This is a genomic window from Hydrogenophaga sp. LT287, assembly GCF_055702805.1.
Map to the genome: position 1 here is coordinate 1 of NZ_JBVPZC010000018.1, position 15,940 is coordinate 15,940.

Annotated in this window: 11 protein-coding genes; 6 read left to right on the forward strand and 5 right to left on the reverse strand. The window is 66.1% G+C overall.

From position 1 onward, the window contains the following. Positions 1–148: 148 nt before the first annotated feature. Positions 149–1,111: an IS5 family transposase gene (locus AC0GNR_RS13365; RefSeq protein ID WP_472900628.1), complete on the reverse strand. Its 963-nt coding sequence runs from the start codon at positions 1,109–1,111 to the stop codon at positions 149–151. A 134-nt stretch (positions 1,112–1,245) separates the two neighbouring features. On the opposite strand from AC0GNR_RS13365, the gene AC0GNR_RS13370 reads away from it, so the two are divergent. Beyond that, positions 1,246–1,563 carry a high-potential iron-sulfur protein gene (locus tag AC0GNR_RS13370; RefSeq protein WP_472901435.1) on the forward strand — a complete coding sequence of 106 codons (318 nt, stop codon included), beginning with the start codon at positions 1,246–1,248 and terminating at the stop codon, positions 1,561–1,563. A 45-nt stretch (positions 1,564–1,608) separates the two neighbouring features. Here AC0GNR_RS13370 and hpnD read toward each other — a convergent pair whose 3' ends face one another. Genes hpnD through hpnC form a run of 4 tightly spaced genes read right to left on the reverse strand, consistent with a single transcriptional unit; the run spans position 1,609 to position 7,744 of the window. Beyond that, positions 1,609–2,475, reverse strand: coding sequence for a presqualene diphosphate synthase HpnD (gene hpnD / locus AC0GNR_RS13375; protein ID WP_472901436.1), 867 nt, complete (start codon positions 2,473–2,475; stop codon positions 1,609–1,611). Between the two features lie 26 nt (positions 2,476–2,501). After that, the gene (locus tag AC0GNR_RS13380) at positions 2,502–5,642 is read right to left on the reverse strand and encodes an efflux RND transporter permease subunit (protein WP_472901437.1); all 3,141 of its coding nucleotides are present in this window, start codon (positions 5,640–5,642) and stop codon (positions 2,502–2,504) included. A 13-nt stretch (positions 5,643–5,655) separates the two neighbouring features. Then, positions 5,656–6,765 carry an efflux RND transporter periplasmic adaptor subunit gene (locus tag AC0GNR_RS13385; RefSeq protein WP_472901438.1) on the reverse strand — a complete coding sequence of 370 codons (1,110 nt, stop codon included), beginning with the start codon at positions 6,763–6,765 and terminating at the stop codon, positions 5,656–5,658. 58 nt (positions 6,766–6,823) lie between these two features. Then, complete coding sequence (hpnC, locus tag AC0GNR_RS13390) at positions 6,824–7,744, reverse strand: squalene synthase HpnC (RefSeq protein ID WP_472901439.1); 921 nt, start codon at positions 7,742–7,744, stop codon at positions 6,824–6,826. 278 nt (positions 7,745–8,022) lie between these two features. Between hpnC and AC0GNR_RS13395 the strand changes: the two genes are divergently transcribed. From AC0GNR_RS13395 to AC0GNR_RS13415, 5 genes are all read left to right on the forward strand, one after another. Then, complete coding sequence (locus AC0GNR_RS13395; RefSeq protein WP_472901440.1) at positions 8,023–9,135, forward strand: efflux RND transporter periplasmic adaptor subunit; 1,113 nt, start codon at positions 8,023–8,025, stop codon at positions 9,133–9,135. A gap of 8 nt (positions 9,136–9,143) precedes the next feature. Further along, positions 9,144–12,308 carry an efflux RND transporter permease subunit gene (locus AC0GNR_RS13400; RefSeq protein ID WP_472901441.1) on the forward strand — a complete coding sequence of 1,055 codons (3,165 nt, stop codon included), beginning with the start codon at positions 9,144–9,146 and terminating at the stop codon, positions 12,306–12,308. A gap of 161 nt (positions 12,309–12,469) precedes the next feature. Further along, complete coding sequence (locus AC0GNR_RS13405) at positions 12,470–13,354, forward strand: MurR/RpiR family transcriptional regulator (RefSeq protein ID WP_472901442.1); 885 nt, start codon at positions 12,470–12,472, stop codon at positions 13,352–13,354. Between the two features lie 42 nt (positions 13,355–13,396). Continuing rightward, on the forward strand, positions 13,397–14,776 hold the full coding sequence (locus AC0GNR_RS13410; RefSeq protein WP_472901443.1) for an aspartate aminotransferase family protein: 1,380 nt from the start codon (positions 13,397–13,399) through the stop codon (positions 14,774–14,776). Between the two features lie 139 nt (positions 14,777–14,915). Beyond that, positions 14,916–15,890 (forward strand): TAXI family TRAP transporter solute-binding subunit, encoded by a 975-nt coding sequence (locus tag AC0GNR_RS13415; RefSeq protein ID WP_472901444.1) that lies wholly within the window; start codon positions 14,916–14,918, stop codon positions 15,888–15,890. The last annotated feature ends 50 nt before the right edge of the window (positions 15,891–15,940 follow it).

A 15,940-nucleotide genomic window follows, 5' to 3' on the forward strand; every position in this document is an offset into this window, starting at 1 on the left:
TAAGGCAACGCTGAACAAGCGGTCGATCCAGCGACCCGTTGCCTCCTGATTGCGCCATGCGAGAAGCAAGGTCAAATCAAGTGGATTTCGTACCGTTTCAGGGCCATTTCGACCTTGTGCACGCGTTTGGCGTGCGCTGCAGACGCACTCATCCCATGAGGCGCTGACGCGCCAGGTAGATGTTGGCCAATCCCAGCGCCACGAACGAGCGCGTGGCGTTCTTGGCCAGCCCCCGGTAGCGCACCTTGGCAAAGCCCCACAGCCGCTTGACCACTGCAAAGACGTGTTCGACCCGCGCCCGGATTCTGGACTTGTTGCGGTTCTTCGAGCGTTCGGCTTCATCGACTTCACCGCCCTTGCGCACGCGCTGGTTGGTGAAGTCTTTGGCCTTGGGCGCCCTGGAAGCGATCAGCGTCTTCTGGCTAGCGTAGGCGCTGTCGCCGTACACGCGCTGCTCGTTGCCGTGCAGCAAATCGGGCAGCGGGTGTTTGTCGTGCATGTTGGCCGCTGTCACCACGGCGCTGTGCGCCAGCCCGCTGCGACTGTCCACGCCGATGTGCATCTTCATCCCGAAATACCACTGCTGACCCTTCTTGGTCTGGTGCATCTCGGGGTCACGTTGCTTGTCTGCGTTTTTGGTCGAGCTCGGTGCGCCGATGATGGTGGCGTCCACGATGGTGCCGGTACCGACCTTCATGCCCTGCGCCTGCAGCACCTCTCCCACTTTGGCAAACAAGGCCTCGCCCAGTTGGTGCGTCTCCAGCAAGCGGCGAAACTTCAGCAGCGTGGTCGCATCGGGCACGCGCTCGCGCCCGAGGTCTATGCCGACAAAGCGCCGCAGCGCGGTGCTGTCGAGTAGCGCATCCTCGCAGGCCTCATCGGCCAGGTTGAACCAGTGCTGCACGAAGTACATGCGCAGCATACGCTCGAGCCCGATCGGTGGACGCCCGTTGCCGGCCTTGGGGTAGTGAGGCTCGATCACCGCGCACAACGCCTGCCAGGGCACGATCTGCTGCATCGTGGCCAGGAAGGTATCGCGCCTGGTCGGCCTGCGGTAAGGCTCAAAACCTTCAGCTTGATCGGCGGCCATGGCAAGGGTTTGCTGTTTCATCTTCATCTGCCTGTTCGTCTGTACTGCAACGGTACAGGTAAACACCACGCTCGAGCAGTACTTAATCAGCGTTGCCTTAATGTTGAGAGCGCAACGTGTCGGGGCGATTTCGCAACCACTTTCAAAGGTTTTCAATGATGCGTTCCACCCGTCGTGTGTTCATGATGCAAGTCGCTGCCGGCAGCGCTCTGCTGGCCGCGGCAACCGCCCAGGCTCAGGGGGCTCCGCTGGTGAATGAGAAAGACGCGCAGGCGGTTTCTCTGGGCTATTTGGCCGACACCACCAAGGTCGACGGCAAAAAGTACCCCAAGCATGCTGCGGCCCAGAAGTGCAGCAACTGCATGCTGTACACAGGCAAAGTCAGCGACGCCTCGGGCCCTTGCGGCATCTTCCCGGGCAAGGCGGTGGCCGGTAACGGCTGGTGCAGCGCTTACGTGAAAAAGGCGGGCTGATTCCCCGCCGCACGGACGGGCCAGCCCCACCGGGGGGCGCCCGTCCTACAGCCGGCCCAGCGCCTGCACCTTCCAGGCCAGCCAGAACTTGCGCAGGGGTGTCAGGCTCACCCGCTGGGTCAGCACCAGCGCGGGGTCGGCGGCAATTTCCTGCAGCAGCGTGCGGTAAATGCTGGCCATCATCAGGCCGGGTTTCTGGCTGCGGCGATCGGCTTCGGGCAGCATGGCCAGGGCCTCTTCGTAGGTGCGCAGGGCGCGCTCACACTGAAACTGCATCAGCGCGGTGAAGCGCCGCTGAAAGTCGGCCGCGTCGGTGCCAGGCGCTTTGCCGCGCTTGAGCAGTTCGTGGGCTTTCACGTCAAAGCGTTGCAGCTCGTTCACGGGCAGGTACACACGCCCGCGGGTGGCGTCTTCGCCCACGTCACGGATGATGTTGGTGAGCTGAAACGCCAGGCCCAGGCGGTGGGCAAACGCGGTTGTCTCGGGCTGGGTCTGGCCGAAAATGCGGGCCGCCACTTCACCCACCACGCCGGCCACCAGATGGCAGTATTGCTGCAGGTTGGGAAAGTCGAAATAGCGGTTCTGGTCCAGGTCCATCTGGCAACCGTCAATAACGGCCAGCAGGTGGCGCGGTTCGATGCCGAAGGGGGCGGTGTGCGGCATCAGGGCTTGCGTTACCGGGTGGCTGGGCTCGCCGGCAAAGGCTTTGGCGACTTCGCTGCGCCACCAGGCCAGCGTGGTTTGCGCCACGCCGGGGTCGCTCACTTCGTCCACCACATCGTCCACCTCGCGGCAGAAGGCGTAAAACGCCGTGATGGCCGCGCGCCGCTCGGGTGGCAAGAACAGAAAGGCGTAATAAAAGCTGCTGCCCGAGGCGGCCGCTTTTTGCTGAACGTAGTCTTGTGGATTCATGGGCGCTCTGAGTGTAATCAGCCCGATCAAACGGGTTGCACTCGGACTGCTGTGCCGCCCTTGCGCGGCCGCATGAATGCCAGATACAGCAGCGGCACCACAAACAAGGTGAGCACGGTGGAAAACGCCAGGCCCCAGACGATGCTGGCCGCCACCGGCCCCCACAGCAGGCTTTGGCCACCGATGCCAAAGGCGAGCGAAAACAGGCCGCCGATGGTGGTGGTGGTGGTGATGAGAATGGGCACCACGCGCCGGCGCGCGGCCTGGATGATGGCGTGGATGGTGCTCATGCCGCGCTGCATGCGGTCGTTCGCTGCGTCGATGAGGACGATGGCGGAGTTGACGGCAATGCCGGTGAGAGCGATCACGCCGTACAGCGTGTAGAGCGACAGCGGGTTGCTGGAAATGGCCAGACCAAAGGCCACACCGGTGAAGGCCAGCGGCACGGTGACCAGGATCATCATGGGTTGCCAGTAGCTCTTGAACTGCGCCGCCAGGATCAGGTAAATGATGCCCACGCCCAGCAAAAACAGCTGCTGCATGGCGGCCAGGCTTTCTTCAATGTCTTCGAGCTCGCCCGAAAAGTCCAGGTCCACGCCCGGGTGCTGCGCGCGGATGCCTTCCCACCTGGCCTTGATCAGGTCGTTGGCCACTTTCGTGTCGGTGATTTCCTTGTCCAGATTGGCCTCGACCGTGGTGGTGCGGCGCAGGTTGTAGTGGCGGATGAAGCCGCGCCCGGGTGCCGCTTCGGCCTGCACCAGAGCGCCCAGGCGGGTGGTCTGGCCGTTGGGCAGGGCTATCGGTTCGTCCAGCAGGCTGGCCGGATCCACGCGCAGATCGTCGGGACCGCGCAGGGCCTGGTCGGAGCGCACGCGCAGCTCGATCTTGTCGCCCTCGTCGCGGGTGAAGGCCACCACCTCGCCGTCCACCGCCAGGCGCACCAGGCGCGCCACCTGGGCGGCGCTCAGGCCGGCGTCGCGCAGGGCGTCGCGGTCCAGCCGCAGTTGCAGTTGCGCGCGCCCGGGCAGGTTGTCGTCTTGCACGTCTTTGGCGCCAGGCACCGCGGCCACAATGGTTTTCAGCGCGTCGGCGGCGGCCTGAATCTGGTCGAAGTCGTCGCCGCGCACCTTCACGCTGATGGCCTTGCCCGCGGGCGGGCCGCCCGACAGCACGGTGAAGCTTTTGCGGCCCGGGCCGCTCAGGCTTTCAATGCGCTGGCGCATGTCTTCCACCAACTGTTGCACGTCGCGCGAGTCGTCGGTGCGCGGGTTGAGCGACACGAACACCTGGCCATACAGATCGCCATACACCGGCTCGGTTTCGGTGAACTTCAAGCCGGCGGTGGAGGTGACCGCCCGCGCTTCGCCGTCCAGCCCCACGCCGCGCAGCTGCTCGCGCACCGCCGCTTCCACGCGCTGGGTTTCGGTCAGCGTGTCTTCCAGCGACGCGGTTTGCGGCATGTCCACGTTGACGTAGAACGCGCGGATCGGGTCGAAGGCAAAAAACTGCACCCGGATCACGCCGGTGGCAAGCAGCGCCACCGCCGCTGCCACCGCCAGGCTGCTCACCAGAGCCGAGCGCTTGGGCCGGCGCAACACATAGCCCAGCGCCTGGCCGTAGCGCAGGCGAATGCCCCGGTTGAAGCGCTCGCGCCAGGCTTGCACGCGCGAGGGCCGGTCAAAGCGCACGCCAATGGCGCTCACGTGCACCGGCATCATCCAGAACGCTTCGATGAGCGAAATGGCCAGCGCCAGCGTGACCACAAACGGAATGACAAACATGAACTTGCCGATGATGCCGGGCAGCAGCATGAGCGGCAAAAACGCGGCCATGGTGGTGGCCACCGAGGCCAGCACCGGTTTCCACACCTCGCCAATCGCATCCAGACTGGCGGCCAGCGCCTCTTGTCCGCGCTGCATGCGGTAGTAAATGGATTCGACCACCACCACCGCGTCGTCCACCAGCATGCCCAGCGCGATCACCACGCCCAGCAGCACCGACACGTTGACCGTGTAGCCCATGGCCGAGAGCACGGCGAAGGTGCCGAGCAAAGAAAACGGAATGCCCAGCGTGACCAGCAGCCCAATGCGCCAGCCCAGAAACGCCCAGCACACCGCCAGCACCATGAGCATGCCCACCAGGGCGTTGGTTTGCATCACGCCAATGGCCTCGCGGGTGGGCACGGTCTGGTCGTCGGTCAGCACCAGCTGCAGGCCGGAGGCGGCCAGCACGCTGTTTTGGCTGGCCAGGTAGGCGTTGAGGCGGTCCACCAGTTCCAGGGTGTTGGTGCCCGACTTTTTTGTGACCGCCAGCGACACGGCCGGCTGGCCGTTGGAGGCCGCGTATTGCGAGGCGGGGGCGCGGGCGCGCTCGATGCGCGCCACCTCGCCCAGCCGGGCCGACACGCCCGGGCGCATGCTGGACGCCACCGGCAGGCCTTCCAGCGCCTGCGGGTCGGTGAGTACGCCCTTGACGCTGATGGACCAGGCGCCGTTTTGCGTTTTCAGGGTGCCGCCCGAGGTGTCGCGCCACCAGGCCGACACCGTGTCGGCCACGTCAGACGCCAGCAGCCCGCGCGCGGCCAGCGCCTGGGCGTTGGGGCTGATCAAAATTTCGGGCTCGCGCAGACCCGATGCAAACACCTGGTCCACGCCACCCATGCGCTCCAGGTCGTCTTTGATGCGCCGCGCGTTCAGGCGCAGGGTTTCGTCGTCGGCCTGCCCCAGCAGCATCAGCGCGGCGGTGGGGAAGCCGTTGCTGGTGGTGATCTCCAGAATCAACGGGTCGCGCGCCTCGCGGGGCAGCTCGCTGGCGGCTTTGTTTTGAATCTCGCGGCGCAGGTCGGCCATGCGCTTGTCAAAGGTGCGCTCGTTGATTTCGCGGAACCGCACCAGCAGGCTGGCCACGTTTTCGCGCGAATTGCTGATGACAAAGCGGACGTCGGCCACGCCCTTGATGCCGTCCTCCAGCGGGTTGGTGATGAGGCGCTCCACCTCTTCGGCGCTGGCCCCGGGCAGCACGGCGGTGACGCTGACCCAGTTGAAGTTGACCTCGGGGTCTTGCTCCCGGGGCATGGTGTTGTAGCTCACCAGACCGAGCAGCAGCACCACCATAAAAGCGATGTTGGCTAGCGGGTGGTTGGTGAGCAGGGCGCGCATGAGTTTCATGGGGTGCTCCGGCTCACTGGCCTGCGGCCTGCGCGTCGATGGCCTGCCCGTGTTGCAGCGCCGCCTGGCCGCGAACGATCATCCGCGTGTCGGCCGGCAAGGCCACGGCGCTGGCGCGGCCTTCTTGCGCACCGGGCAGCGGCACAAAGCGTGCCGTGGCCTGGGCGCCGCTGCCTTGCTGCACATACACACCCAGCACGTTTTGGCGCCGCACCATGAGGCCTGGGGGCAGGTGCGGGGCGGCTTCCCTCCAGCGCAGCGTGCCGCTGGTGCCGGCCGCTGGCGCGGTGGCGGGTTCGATGAACGCCAGGCGCGCGGCTTGGGTGCGCGCGGGCGCGGTGACGGTAGGGGCCACGCGCAGCAAGCGCACGGCGTGGCTGGCGCCGGGGGTTTCAAAGCGCGCGGTGCGGGCGGCGCGCAGCCCGGCCACGTCCGCCGGGCTCAGGGTGATGGCCAGTTCGGCCGGGCCGCTGTCGGTCAGCACATACAACGCGCTGCCGGGTGCAACGGCTTCGCCGGTTTGGGCCAGGCGCTCGGTCACGCTGGCATCAAACGGCGCGCGCAGCGTGGTCTTGCCGAGCTGGCGCTGGGCCGTGGCCAGCTGGGCCCGGTTGGCGCTGGCCTCGGTTTGCAGCAGCGCCACCTCGGTTTCGCGCTGGGCCAGCGCTTCTTGCGAGTAAAAGCCCTGCGCCACCAGGTCGCGTGAACGCTGCAGCTGCGCCTGTGCCAGCTTCATTCGGGCGTTGCTGGCGTCCAGCGCGGCCTGGGCGCGCTGGACGCTCAGCTCGGCGTCGCGCGGGTCGATCTGGGCCAGCACCTCGCCGCGCTTCACGGCGGCACCCACATCGGCGGTCCAGCGCAGCAGGGTGCCCGCCGTCTCGGCCGACAAGCGCGATACGTTGCGCGCCACCACGCTGGCCGGGGCCTCGCGCTCGGGCTGCATCCACACGCTGTCCAGCCGGGTCACGCCCACGCTGGCGCGCGCCGGGCTGCTGGCCACTGGCGCGGTGGTGGTTTGGGCCCAGGCGCTGTGCATGCCCAGCGCCAGGCTGAGCGTGATTGCACTCCAAGCGGCGGACCGAAGCACAAACGCGCTAAATGGGCGGGTTGGGTGTGTTGTCATGGGGCATTCCTGAAGGCGGTTTTTTTTGGGGCGTCGGGTGGCAGGGCGCGCAGCTGGGTCACATCCACAGCGCGCGCCAGAGCAGGCGCGGCACATCGGTTTTGTTCAGCGTGGGACGGGTTTGCCAGGTGCGGTGGTCGGCCGCGGCGATGGCGTCCAGTATGCGCAGCCCGCCTTGCACCACCAGGCGCAGTTCCCAGCCGGCGCGCCCGGGCACGCGGCGTGCCAGTGGTGCGCCCATCTGCATCAGGCCGCGGGCGTGGGCGCAGAGCTCGGTCACCACGGCCTGCTGGGCGCTGGGGTGGTTCTGGGGTACGTTGGCCGTGGGGTGAAAAAAGTCTTCTACCTGCAGGCCCTGGCGTTGCAGAGCGTCGGCCGGCAGGTACACCCGGCCCCGGGGCAGGTCCACGCTGATGTCTTGCCAGAAATTGATGAGTTGCAGGGCGCTGCAGATCTGGTCGCTTTGCAGCAGCGACACCGCGTCTTGCACGCCATAGAGGTGCAGCAGCAGGCGGCCCACCGGGTTGGCAGACAGGCGGCAATAGTCGAGCAGCTCGGCGGTGCTGGCGTAGCGGTGGCCGCTGGCGGTGTTGCGCACGTCTTGTTCAAAGGCACTGAGCAGGTCGTGCAGCAGGGAGGTAGGCAGGGCGTGTTGTGCCACCGCTTGCGCAAGTGGGCCAAACACGCCGGCCCAGCGCCCTTGCGCTGCCGCCCCACCCAGGCAGGCATTCAGCGCGTCGCGGTAGGCGGCCAGCTCAGTCAGGCGCTGCTCGGCGGTCGCATCACCTTCGTCTGCCAAGTCGTCGGCCGTGCGGGCAAAGTGGTAGATCGCCATGACGGCCGGCCGCAGGTGTTTGGGGCAGAGCACCGACGCCACCGGAAAATTTTCGTAATGCGCCACGTGTGCCGATAAAGGGGCATCTGCACCAGTGCGGGCCGGTGGTTCGGAGAAGGCGGGTTGCGGCGGTGGCGTGTGCATGGGCTGCTTGGCGGGGGGTCTGATGGGCTGGTGGACACGGAGTCTGACAGGGCTCGGCATGCGCGCAGTGCTTTGGGCCTCACCCTGGTGGTTGCAAGGGCGTTGTTGGAGCAGGCAATTGCACTACAATTTTGATTACTAACCAGTCGGTCAGTAATTTGCCGGAGCCGCCACGGCGACTTGGGCTGTACTGCCCGGCAGAAGCCAGTTCAACCGCCTTGGCCCTGGCCAAGCCGGTTTCGGGTACCCAATTTCACCACCGCTCGTTCACCGTTGCCATGAAAACACCGCATTTTTTCCTCATCATGACCGCCGCACTGGCCCTGGCGGCCTGCTCGCGCCCGGAAGCACCGCAGGAGCCGGTGCGCGCCGTCAAGCTGCTCACGGTGAGCGCCGGGCCGGTGGGTGCCCAGAGCGAATACGCCGGCGAGGTGCGTGCGCGCACCGAATCGCGGCTGGGTTTCCGGGTGGGTGGCAAGTTGCTGCAGCGCCCCGCCGAGGTGGGCCAGCGCGTGGTGGCGGGCCAGTTGCTGGCCCAGCTGGACGCGCAAGATTTCACCCTGGCCAGCCAGGCCGCCCAGGCGCAGGTGAGCGCGGCGCAAACCCAGCGCGACCTGGCTGCGGCCGACCTGAAGCGGTTCACCGACCTGAAGGCGCAGGGCTTTGTGAGCGGTGCTGAAATTGAGCGCCGCCAAGCCACGCTGCACGCGGCCGAAGCCACACTGAAGCAAGCCCGCGCCCAGGGCGCCGTGCAGGGCAACCAGGCCAGCTACACCCGCTTGCTGGCCGACGCTGCGGGCGTGGTGCTGGCGGTGGAGGCCGAGGTGGGCCAGGTGGTGGCTGCGGGCACGCCGGTGGTGCGCCTGGCGCGCGACGGCGCGCGCGACGTGGTGGTGGCGGTGCCCGAAGACCGGTTGGCGCAGCTGCGCACCGGGCAGGCCGCGCAGGTGCGGCTGTGGGCGGGCGCGGGTGTGCCCGTGGCCGCTGCACCGCTGCAGGCCAGCGTGCGCGAAGTGGCGGCCAGTGCCGACCCGGTGACCCGCACCTACCAGGTCAAGCTGGCCTTGCCCGAAGGCGCGCAGGTGCCGCTGGGTGCCACGGCTTACGTGGCGTTTGCATGGACTGGGGCTTCGGCGCCGGCGGCCGTGAAGCTGCCCACCAGCGCGCTGATGCGCTCGGAGGCGGGCGCTCCGTCCAGCACCTCGGTGTGGGTGTTTGACGCGGCCACCAGTACGGTGCAACCGCGCCCGGTGGTGGTGGCTGGGGCAGACGGCAATGAGATGGTGATTGCCAGCGGCCTGCAGCCGGGCGAAGAGGTGGTGGCCGCGGGCGTGCATGTGTTGCAGCCAGGCCAGAAGGTGACGCGTTTTGCTGGCGCCGCCACACAGTGAGGCCCGGAATGAACCTGACCACGGCACCGGCCACCGCAGCCCCGTCGACCTGGGTGTCGCGCTTTAACCTTTCGCAATGGGCGCTGGACCACCAGGCCCTGACCCGCTATTTGATGATCGTGCTGATGTTGCTGGGCGTGGCCGCCTACTTTCAGCTCGGCCAGGACGAAGACCCGCCGTTTACCTTTCGCGCCATGGTGGTGCAGGCCTCTTGGCCCGGCGCCACCGCGCAGCAGATGGCCGAGCAAGTGGCAGACCGGGTGGAAAAGACGCTGCAAGAGGTGCCTTATGCGGACAAGATCCGCAGCTACTCCAAGCCGGGCGAATCGCTCATCATCTTTCAGCTGAAAGACAACGCACCCGCCAGCGATGTGCCGCAGACCTGGTACACCGTGCGCAAAAAAATCGGCGACATGCGCGGCACGCTGCCACCGGGCGTGGTGGGGCCGTTCTACAACGACGAGTTTGGTGATGTGTATGGCGTGATCTACGCCCTGCAGGGCGAAGGCTTTTCGCCCGCCGACAAAAAGCTGGTGGCCGACGACGTGCGCCAGCGCCTGCTGCGCGTGAAAGACGTGAACAAGGTGGAGCTGTTTGGCGTGCAAGCCGAAAAGCTCTTCATTGAAGTCTCCATGAAACGCCTCGCCACGCTGGGGCTTGATCTGCCGCAGGTGCTGGCTGCGCTGGGGCAGCAAAACACGGTGGAGTCCGCTGGCGCGGTGCAGGCGCCGCAAGACGTGGTGCAGGTGCGGGTGGCGGGCGCTTTTACCTCGGTAGAGCAATTGCGCGCCATGCCCATCCGGGCGGCCAATGGCCGGCAGCTGCGCCTGGGCGACATCGCGCAGATCGGGTTGGGCTACGCCGATCCGCCGCAGGTGATGGTGCGCCACAACGGCCAAGACAGCATTGCCCTGGGCATTTCCATGGCCAAGGGGGGCGACATCATTGCGCTGGGCAAGGCCCTGAAAACCACGGTGACCGAGATCGAGGCCGCCTTGCCCGCCGGCATGGCGCTGGTGCAGGTGCAAGACCAGCCCGCCGCCGTGACGCGCTCGGTCAACGAATTCGTCAAGGTGCTGATCGAAGCGGTGGTGATCGTGCTGGCGGTGAGTTTTCTGGCGCTGGGCCTGCACAAGCGCGAAGGCGGGCGGGGCTTGCGCCGCTACACGCTGGACATGCGCCCCGGCCTGGTGGTGTTCATCACCATTCCGCTGGTGCTGGCCATCACCTTTCTGGCCATGCAGTACTGGGGAATCGGGCTGCACAAAATTTCGCTCGGCTCGCTCATCATTGCGCTGGGCTTGCTGGTGGACGACGCCATCATTGCGGTGGAAATGATGGTGCGCAAGCTGGAGGAGGGCTACACCATGATGCGCGCGGCCACCTTCACCTGGGAGGCCACGGCCATGCCCATGCTGACGGGCACGCTCATCACCGCAGCGGGCTTCCTGCCCATCGGCATGGCCAATTCCACCGTGGGCGAATACACCTTTGCCATTTTTGCCGTGACGGTCATTGCGCTGGTGCTGTCCTGGATCGTGGCGGTGTTTTTCGTGCCCTACCTGGGTGTGAAGCTGCTCAAGGTGAAGCCCCATGTGGGCCCGGCCGACGAGGTGTTTGACGGCCCGTTCTACGACCGTTTCCGGGCCACGGTGGACTGGTGCGTGCAACACCGCTGGATCACCATTGGCCTCACCATCGGCACCTTTGTGCTGGGCATCGTGGGCATGGGCCAGGTGCAACAGCAGTTTTTCCCGGACTCCAGCCGGCCCGAGATCATGGTGGACGTGTGGTTGCCCGAGGGCAGCAGCATGGCCGCCAACGACGCCGTGACGCGCCGGGTGGAAGCCCGCCTGGCGGCGGAGCCGGGCGTGACCAGCGTGAGCACCTGGGTCGGTTCGGGTGTACCGCGTTTCTATTTGCCGCTGGACCAGATCTTTCCGCAGACCAACGTGTCGCAAATGATCGTGTTGCCGCAAGACTTGACCACCCGCGAGCGCCTGCGCAAGGCCCTGCCCGAACTGCTGGCCACCGAATTCCCCGAGGTGCGCGGGCGCGTGAAGCTGCTGCCCAACGGCCCGCCGGTGCCGTACCCGGTGCAGTTCCGCGTGGTCGGCACCGATCCGGCCGTGCTGCGCGGCCTGGCCGACGAGGTGAAAGCCGCCGTGCGCGCCAGCCCCAACATGCGCGGCGTGAACGACAACTGGAACGAGTCGGTGAAGGTGCTGCGCCTGGAAGTGGACCAGGCCAAGGCCCGCGCGCTGGGCGTGAGCAGCCAGTCCATCGCGCAGGCCGGGCGCACCTTGCTCAGCGGCAGCACCGTGGGCCAGTACCGAGACGGCGACAAACTGATCGACATCGTGTTGCGCCAACCCTTGAACGAGCGCGATGCGATTTCAAGCCTGGCCAATGCCTACCTGCCCACCGCCAGCGGCCAGAGCATTCCGCTGCTGCAAATTGCGCGCCCCGTGTTTGATTGGGAACCCGGCGTGATCTGGCGCGAGAACCGCGACTACGCCATCACCGTGCAAGGCGATGTGGTGGAAGGCAAGCAAGGTGCGACCGTGACTGCCGAGCTGTTGCCAGCGCTCAAAGCCATTGAAAGCGGTTGGGCGCAGCGCGGCCTGAGCGCCTACCGGGTGCAGGTGGCCGGCGCGGTGGAAGAAAGCAGCAAGGGCTCGGCGTCCATTGCGGCGGGCATTCCCATCATGCTGTTCATCACCTTCACGTTGCTCATGCTGCAGTTGCAAAGCTTCAGCCGCTCGCTGCTGGTGTTCATCACCGGCCCACTGGGCTTGGCCGGTGTGGCCGGTGCGCTGCTGCTGCTGAACCGCCCGTTCGGCTTTGTGGCGCTGCTCGGCGTCATTGCGCTCATGGGCATGATCCAGCGCAACTCGGTGATCTTGATCGACCAGATCGAGCAAGACCGCAGCCGTGGTGTGCCGGCCTGGGACGCGGTGGTGGAATCGGCCGTGCGCCGCATGCGCCCGATCGTGCTCACTGCGGCAGCCGCCGTGCTGGCCATGATCCCGCTCTCGCGCAGCGTGTTCTGGGGACCGATGGCCGTGGCCATCATGGGCGGCCTGATCGTGGCCACCGTGCTCACGCTGCTGGCGCTGCCCGCCATGTACGCCGCCTGGTTCCGTGTGAAACGCGAGCCGCAACCGGCCTGAGCGGGCTGCGGCCGCTGAAGCCCGCTCGATCTGTCGGTTGTGACGGATCGGCGGGCTTTTTTTTGCGCCACTGTGGGGCTGCAGCGCTGTTTCAAAAAGCTTGACTTGAAACGAGTGAATCAATATTATTTGCTTGATTCAAGTGTTTCAATTTCAATCGCGTGCCCTACCGCCAACTTATCCAGCATCTGGACAGCCACTTTGATGCCCTGAGCCCCGAACTGCAGCGGGCGGCCCGCTGGGTGCGGGCGCACCCGGCCGAGCTGGGCTTGCAGTCCATGCGGCAGTCGGCGCGGGCCGCCGGTGTGGCGCCCGCCACCATGACGCGGCTGGCCCAGGCGCTGGGCCTGGGCGGGTTTGACGCCATGCGCCGCCCCGCCATGGCGGCGTTTGTGCGCTCGGTGGGCGAACAGGGCAGCGAACCCATGAACACTGCGGGGGACGCGCTTGAGCCCTTTCAGGAGCAGCCCGCGCTGGCCCGTGCCCAGGCGGGTAACCTGGCTTCGGTGGCGGTGCACAACCCTGCGCCCAGCCTGGCCGCAGCCGCGCAGCGCATCTTGCAGGCGCGCCGCGTGCTGTTTCTGGGGCTGCGTGCCAGCTTTGGCACGGCCTACCACTTGGCCTACACCAGCGACTGGCTTCGCGCCGGCACCGCGCTGGCCACCGACCCCGGTGGCGCCTGGGCCGACCGCCTGGCCGCGCTGGAACCCACCGACCTGCTGGTAGCGGTGAGCCAGGCCCCCTACACCGTGCACACGGTGGAAGCGGTGCAGAAAACCGTTGCCCGCGGTGTGCCAGTGCTGGCGCTGACCGACAGCGCACTGTCGCCTCTGGCCCGCGTGGCCACGCAAAGCCTGTTGTTTGACGCCGCATCGCCCGCCTTTTTCCATTCCATGACCGGCGCTCAGGCCCTGGCCGAAACGCTGATGCAGGCCGTGGCCGAGCAGGGCGGTGAAGCGGTCGTGCAGCGCCTGGCCCAGCGCCAAAAACAGCTGCAGACAGCCCGCGTGTATTGGGACAAGCCCGGCCCGCTCGGTCGGCTCTGACGTGATCAACCTCGCCGCTTTTTTCCACTTTTTTGCCGAACCATGAACGCACCCACCCCCCTCGCCGCCGTCCAGCCCGACGCCACCCATGTGTTTCACCGCCAGTTGCACCACGGCCTGCCCGTGGCCGTCAGCGGGCAGGGCATTGCCATCACCGACGCCAGCGGCAAGGTCTACCTGGACGCTTCGGGTGGTGCTGCGGTGTCGTGCCTGGGCCATGGCCATCCCGACGTGATCGCGGCCATGCACGCCCAGATTGACCAGCTCTCCTACGCCCACACCAGTTTTTTCACCACCGCCGTGGCCGAAGAGCTGGCGGACTTGCTGATCGACACTGCGCCCGCCGGCATGAGTCACGTCTATTTCGTCAGCGGCGGCTCTGAAGCGGTGGAGGCGGCGCTGAAAATGGCGCGCCAATACTTTGTGGAAATCGGCCAACCCCAGCGGCGCCATTTCATCGCTCGGCGCCAGAGTTACCACGGCAACACCCTGGGGGCGTTGGCCGTGGGCGGCAACGCCTGGCGGCGCGAGCAGTTCAAGTCGATCCTGATCGACGTGACCCATGTGGCGCCGTGTTACGAATACCGCGACCGCCGCAACGACGAAACCGGCGAGCAATACGGTCAGCGCCTGGTGGCCGAGTTGTCGGCCGCCATTGACGAGCTGGGCGGCGAGAACGTGATGGCCTTTGTGGCCGAAACGGTGGGCGGCGCCACGGCCGGTGTGCTCACGCCGGTGCCGGGCTACTTCAAAGGCGTGCGCGAGCTGTGCGACCGCCACGGCATTTTGTTGATCCTGGACGAGGTGATGTGCGGCATGGGCCGCACCGGCACGTTGCATGCGTGCGAGCAAGAGGGCGTGGTGCCCGACCTGCTCACCATTGCCAAGGGCTTGGGCGGCGGCTACCAGCCCATTGGCGCGGTGCTGGCGCAGGGCCGTCTGGTGGATGCGTTTCGCCAAGGCAGCGGCCTGTTTCAACACGGCCACACCTACCTGGGCCATGCGGTGGCGTGCGCGGCCGCGCTGGCGGTGCAGCGCGTGATCCAGCGCGATGGCTTGCTGGCCCAGGTGCGCGAGCGTGGGCAGCAACTGCAGGGGCTGCTGCAACAGGCTTTGGGTGACCACCCCAACGTGGGCGATATCCGCGGGCGCGGTCTGTTCTGGGGCGTTGAGCTGGTGGCTGATCGGGCCAGCAAACAGTGGATCGACCCGGCCCACAAACTCCATGTTCGGATCAAGCGCGAGGCCATGGCCGAGGGCTTGATGGTCTACCCCATGGGCGGCACGGTGGACGGCCGGTGCGGTGACCACATCTTGCTGGCGCCGCCTTTCATCAGCACGCCCGATGAGCTGGCACAGATCGTTGAGCGGCTGAAACGGGCGCTCAACCGCTCGTTGGCCGCTGTGGGTGTGGGATCATAAAAATAATGCATAGAGTTTCAGGGTAAACACGAGGGGATATCGTTCAGGCTTACATGGAGCTTGCGATACCATCACCAGTCTTGGGCCACAAGCCCGTTTATTTCCGTAATCACGCAGTCCACTGCAGGAGTTGTTCGAGATGAAGAAAATCACCGCATATCTGAGCGCTGTTGCCGCCGCTACCGCCATGCTGGCACCCGTGGGTCAGGCCCAGGCCCAGCAAAAGTTCATGACCATCGGCACCGGTGGCGTGACCGGCGTTTACTACGCTGCCGGCGGCGCCATTTGCCGTCTGGTGAACAAAGACCGCGCCAAGCACGGCTTCCGTTGTTCGGTGGAATCCACGGGCGGTTCCGTGGTGAACATCAACACCATCAAGGCCGGTGAGCTCGACTTCGGCGTGTCCCAGTCGGACGTGCAATACAACGCCTTCAACGGCGCCAAGCAGTTCGAAAAAGACGGCAAGCACACCGACCTGCGCGCGGTGTTTTCCATCCACCCCGAGCCCTTCACCGTGCTGTCGCGCAAAGAAGCCAACATCACCAAGTTTGACGACCTGAAGGGCAAGCGCTTCAACGTCGGCAACCCTGGCTCCGGCACCCGCGCCGCCATGGACGAGTACCTGGCCAGCAGCGGTGGCAAGATCAGCGACTTCGGTCTGGCTGCCGAGCTGAAGGCCGACGAACACGGTGCCGCTTTGTGCGACAACAAGATCGACGGTTTCATCTACGGCGTGGGTCACCCCAGCGCCAACATCCAGGACCCGATCACCACCTGCGGCGCCAAGCTGGTGCCCATGACCGGTCCAGCGGTGGACAAACTGGTGAAGGCCAACAGCTACTACGCCAAGGTCAACATCCCTGGCGGCCTGTACGCCGGCCACCCCAACCCCACGCCCACCTACGGCGTGCTGGCCTCGTTTGTGACGTCGGCCAAGGTGTCCGACGCGGCGGTGTACGAGCTGGTCAAGGCCGTGTTTGAAAACTTCGACGAGTTCAAGAAGCTGCACCCTGCGTTTGTCGGCCTCGATCCCAAGAACATGATCAAGGACGGCCTGTCGGCTCCGCTGCACCCTGGTGCCGTGAAGTACTACAAGGAAAAAGGCTGGATGTAATTGCCTGCCGATTGCTGAGGTCCAACCGGACTGATGCCGCAAAAAAGCTC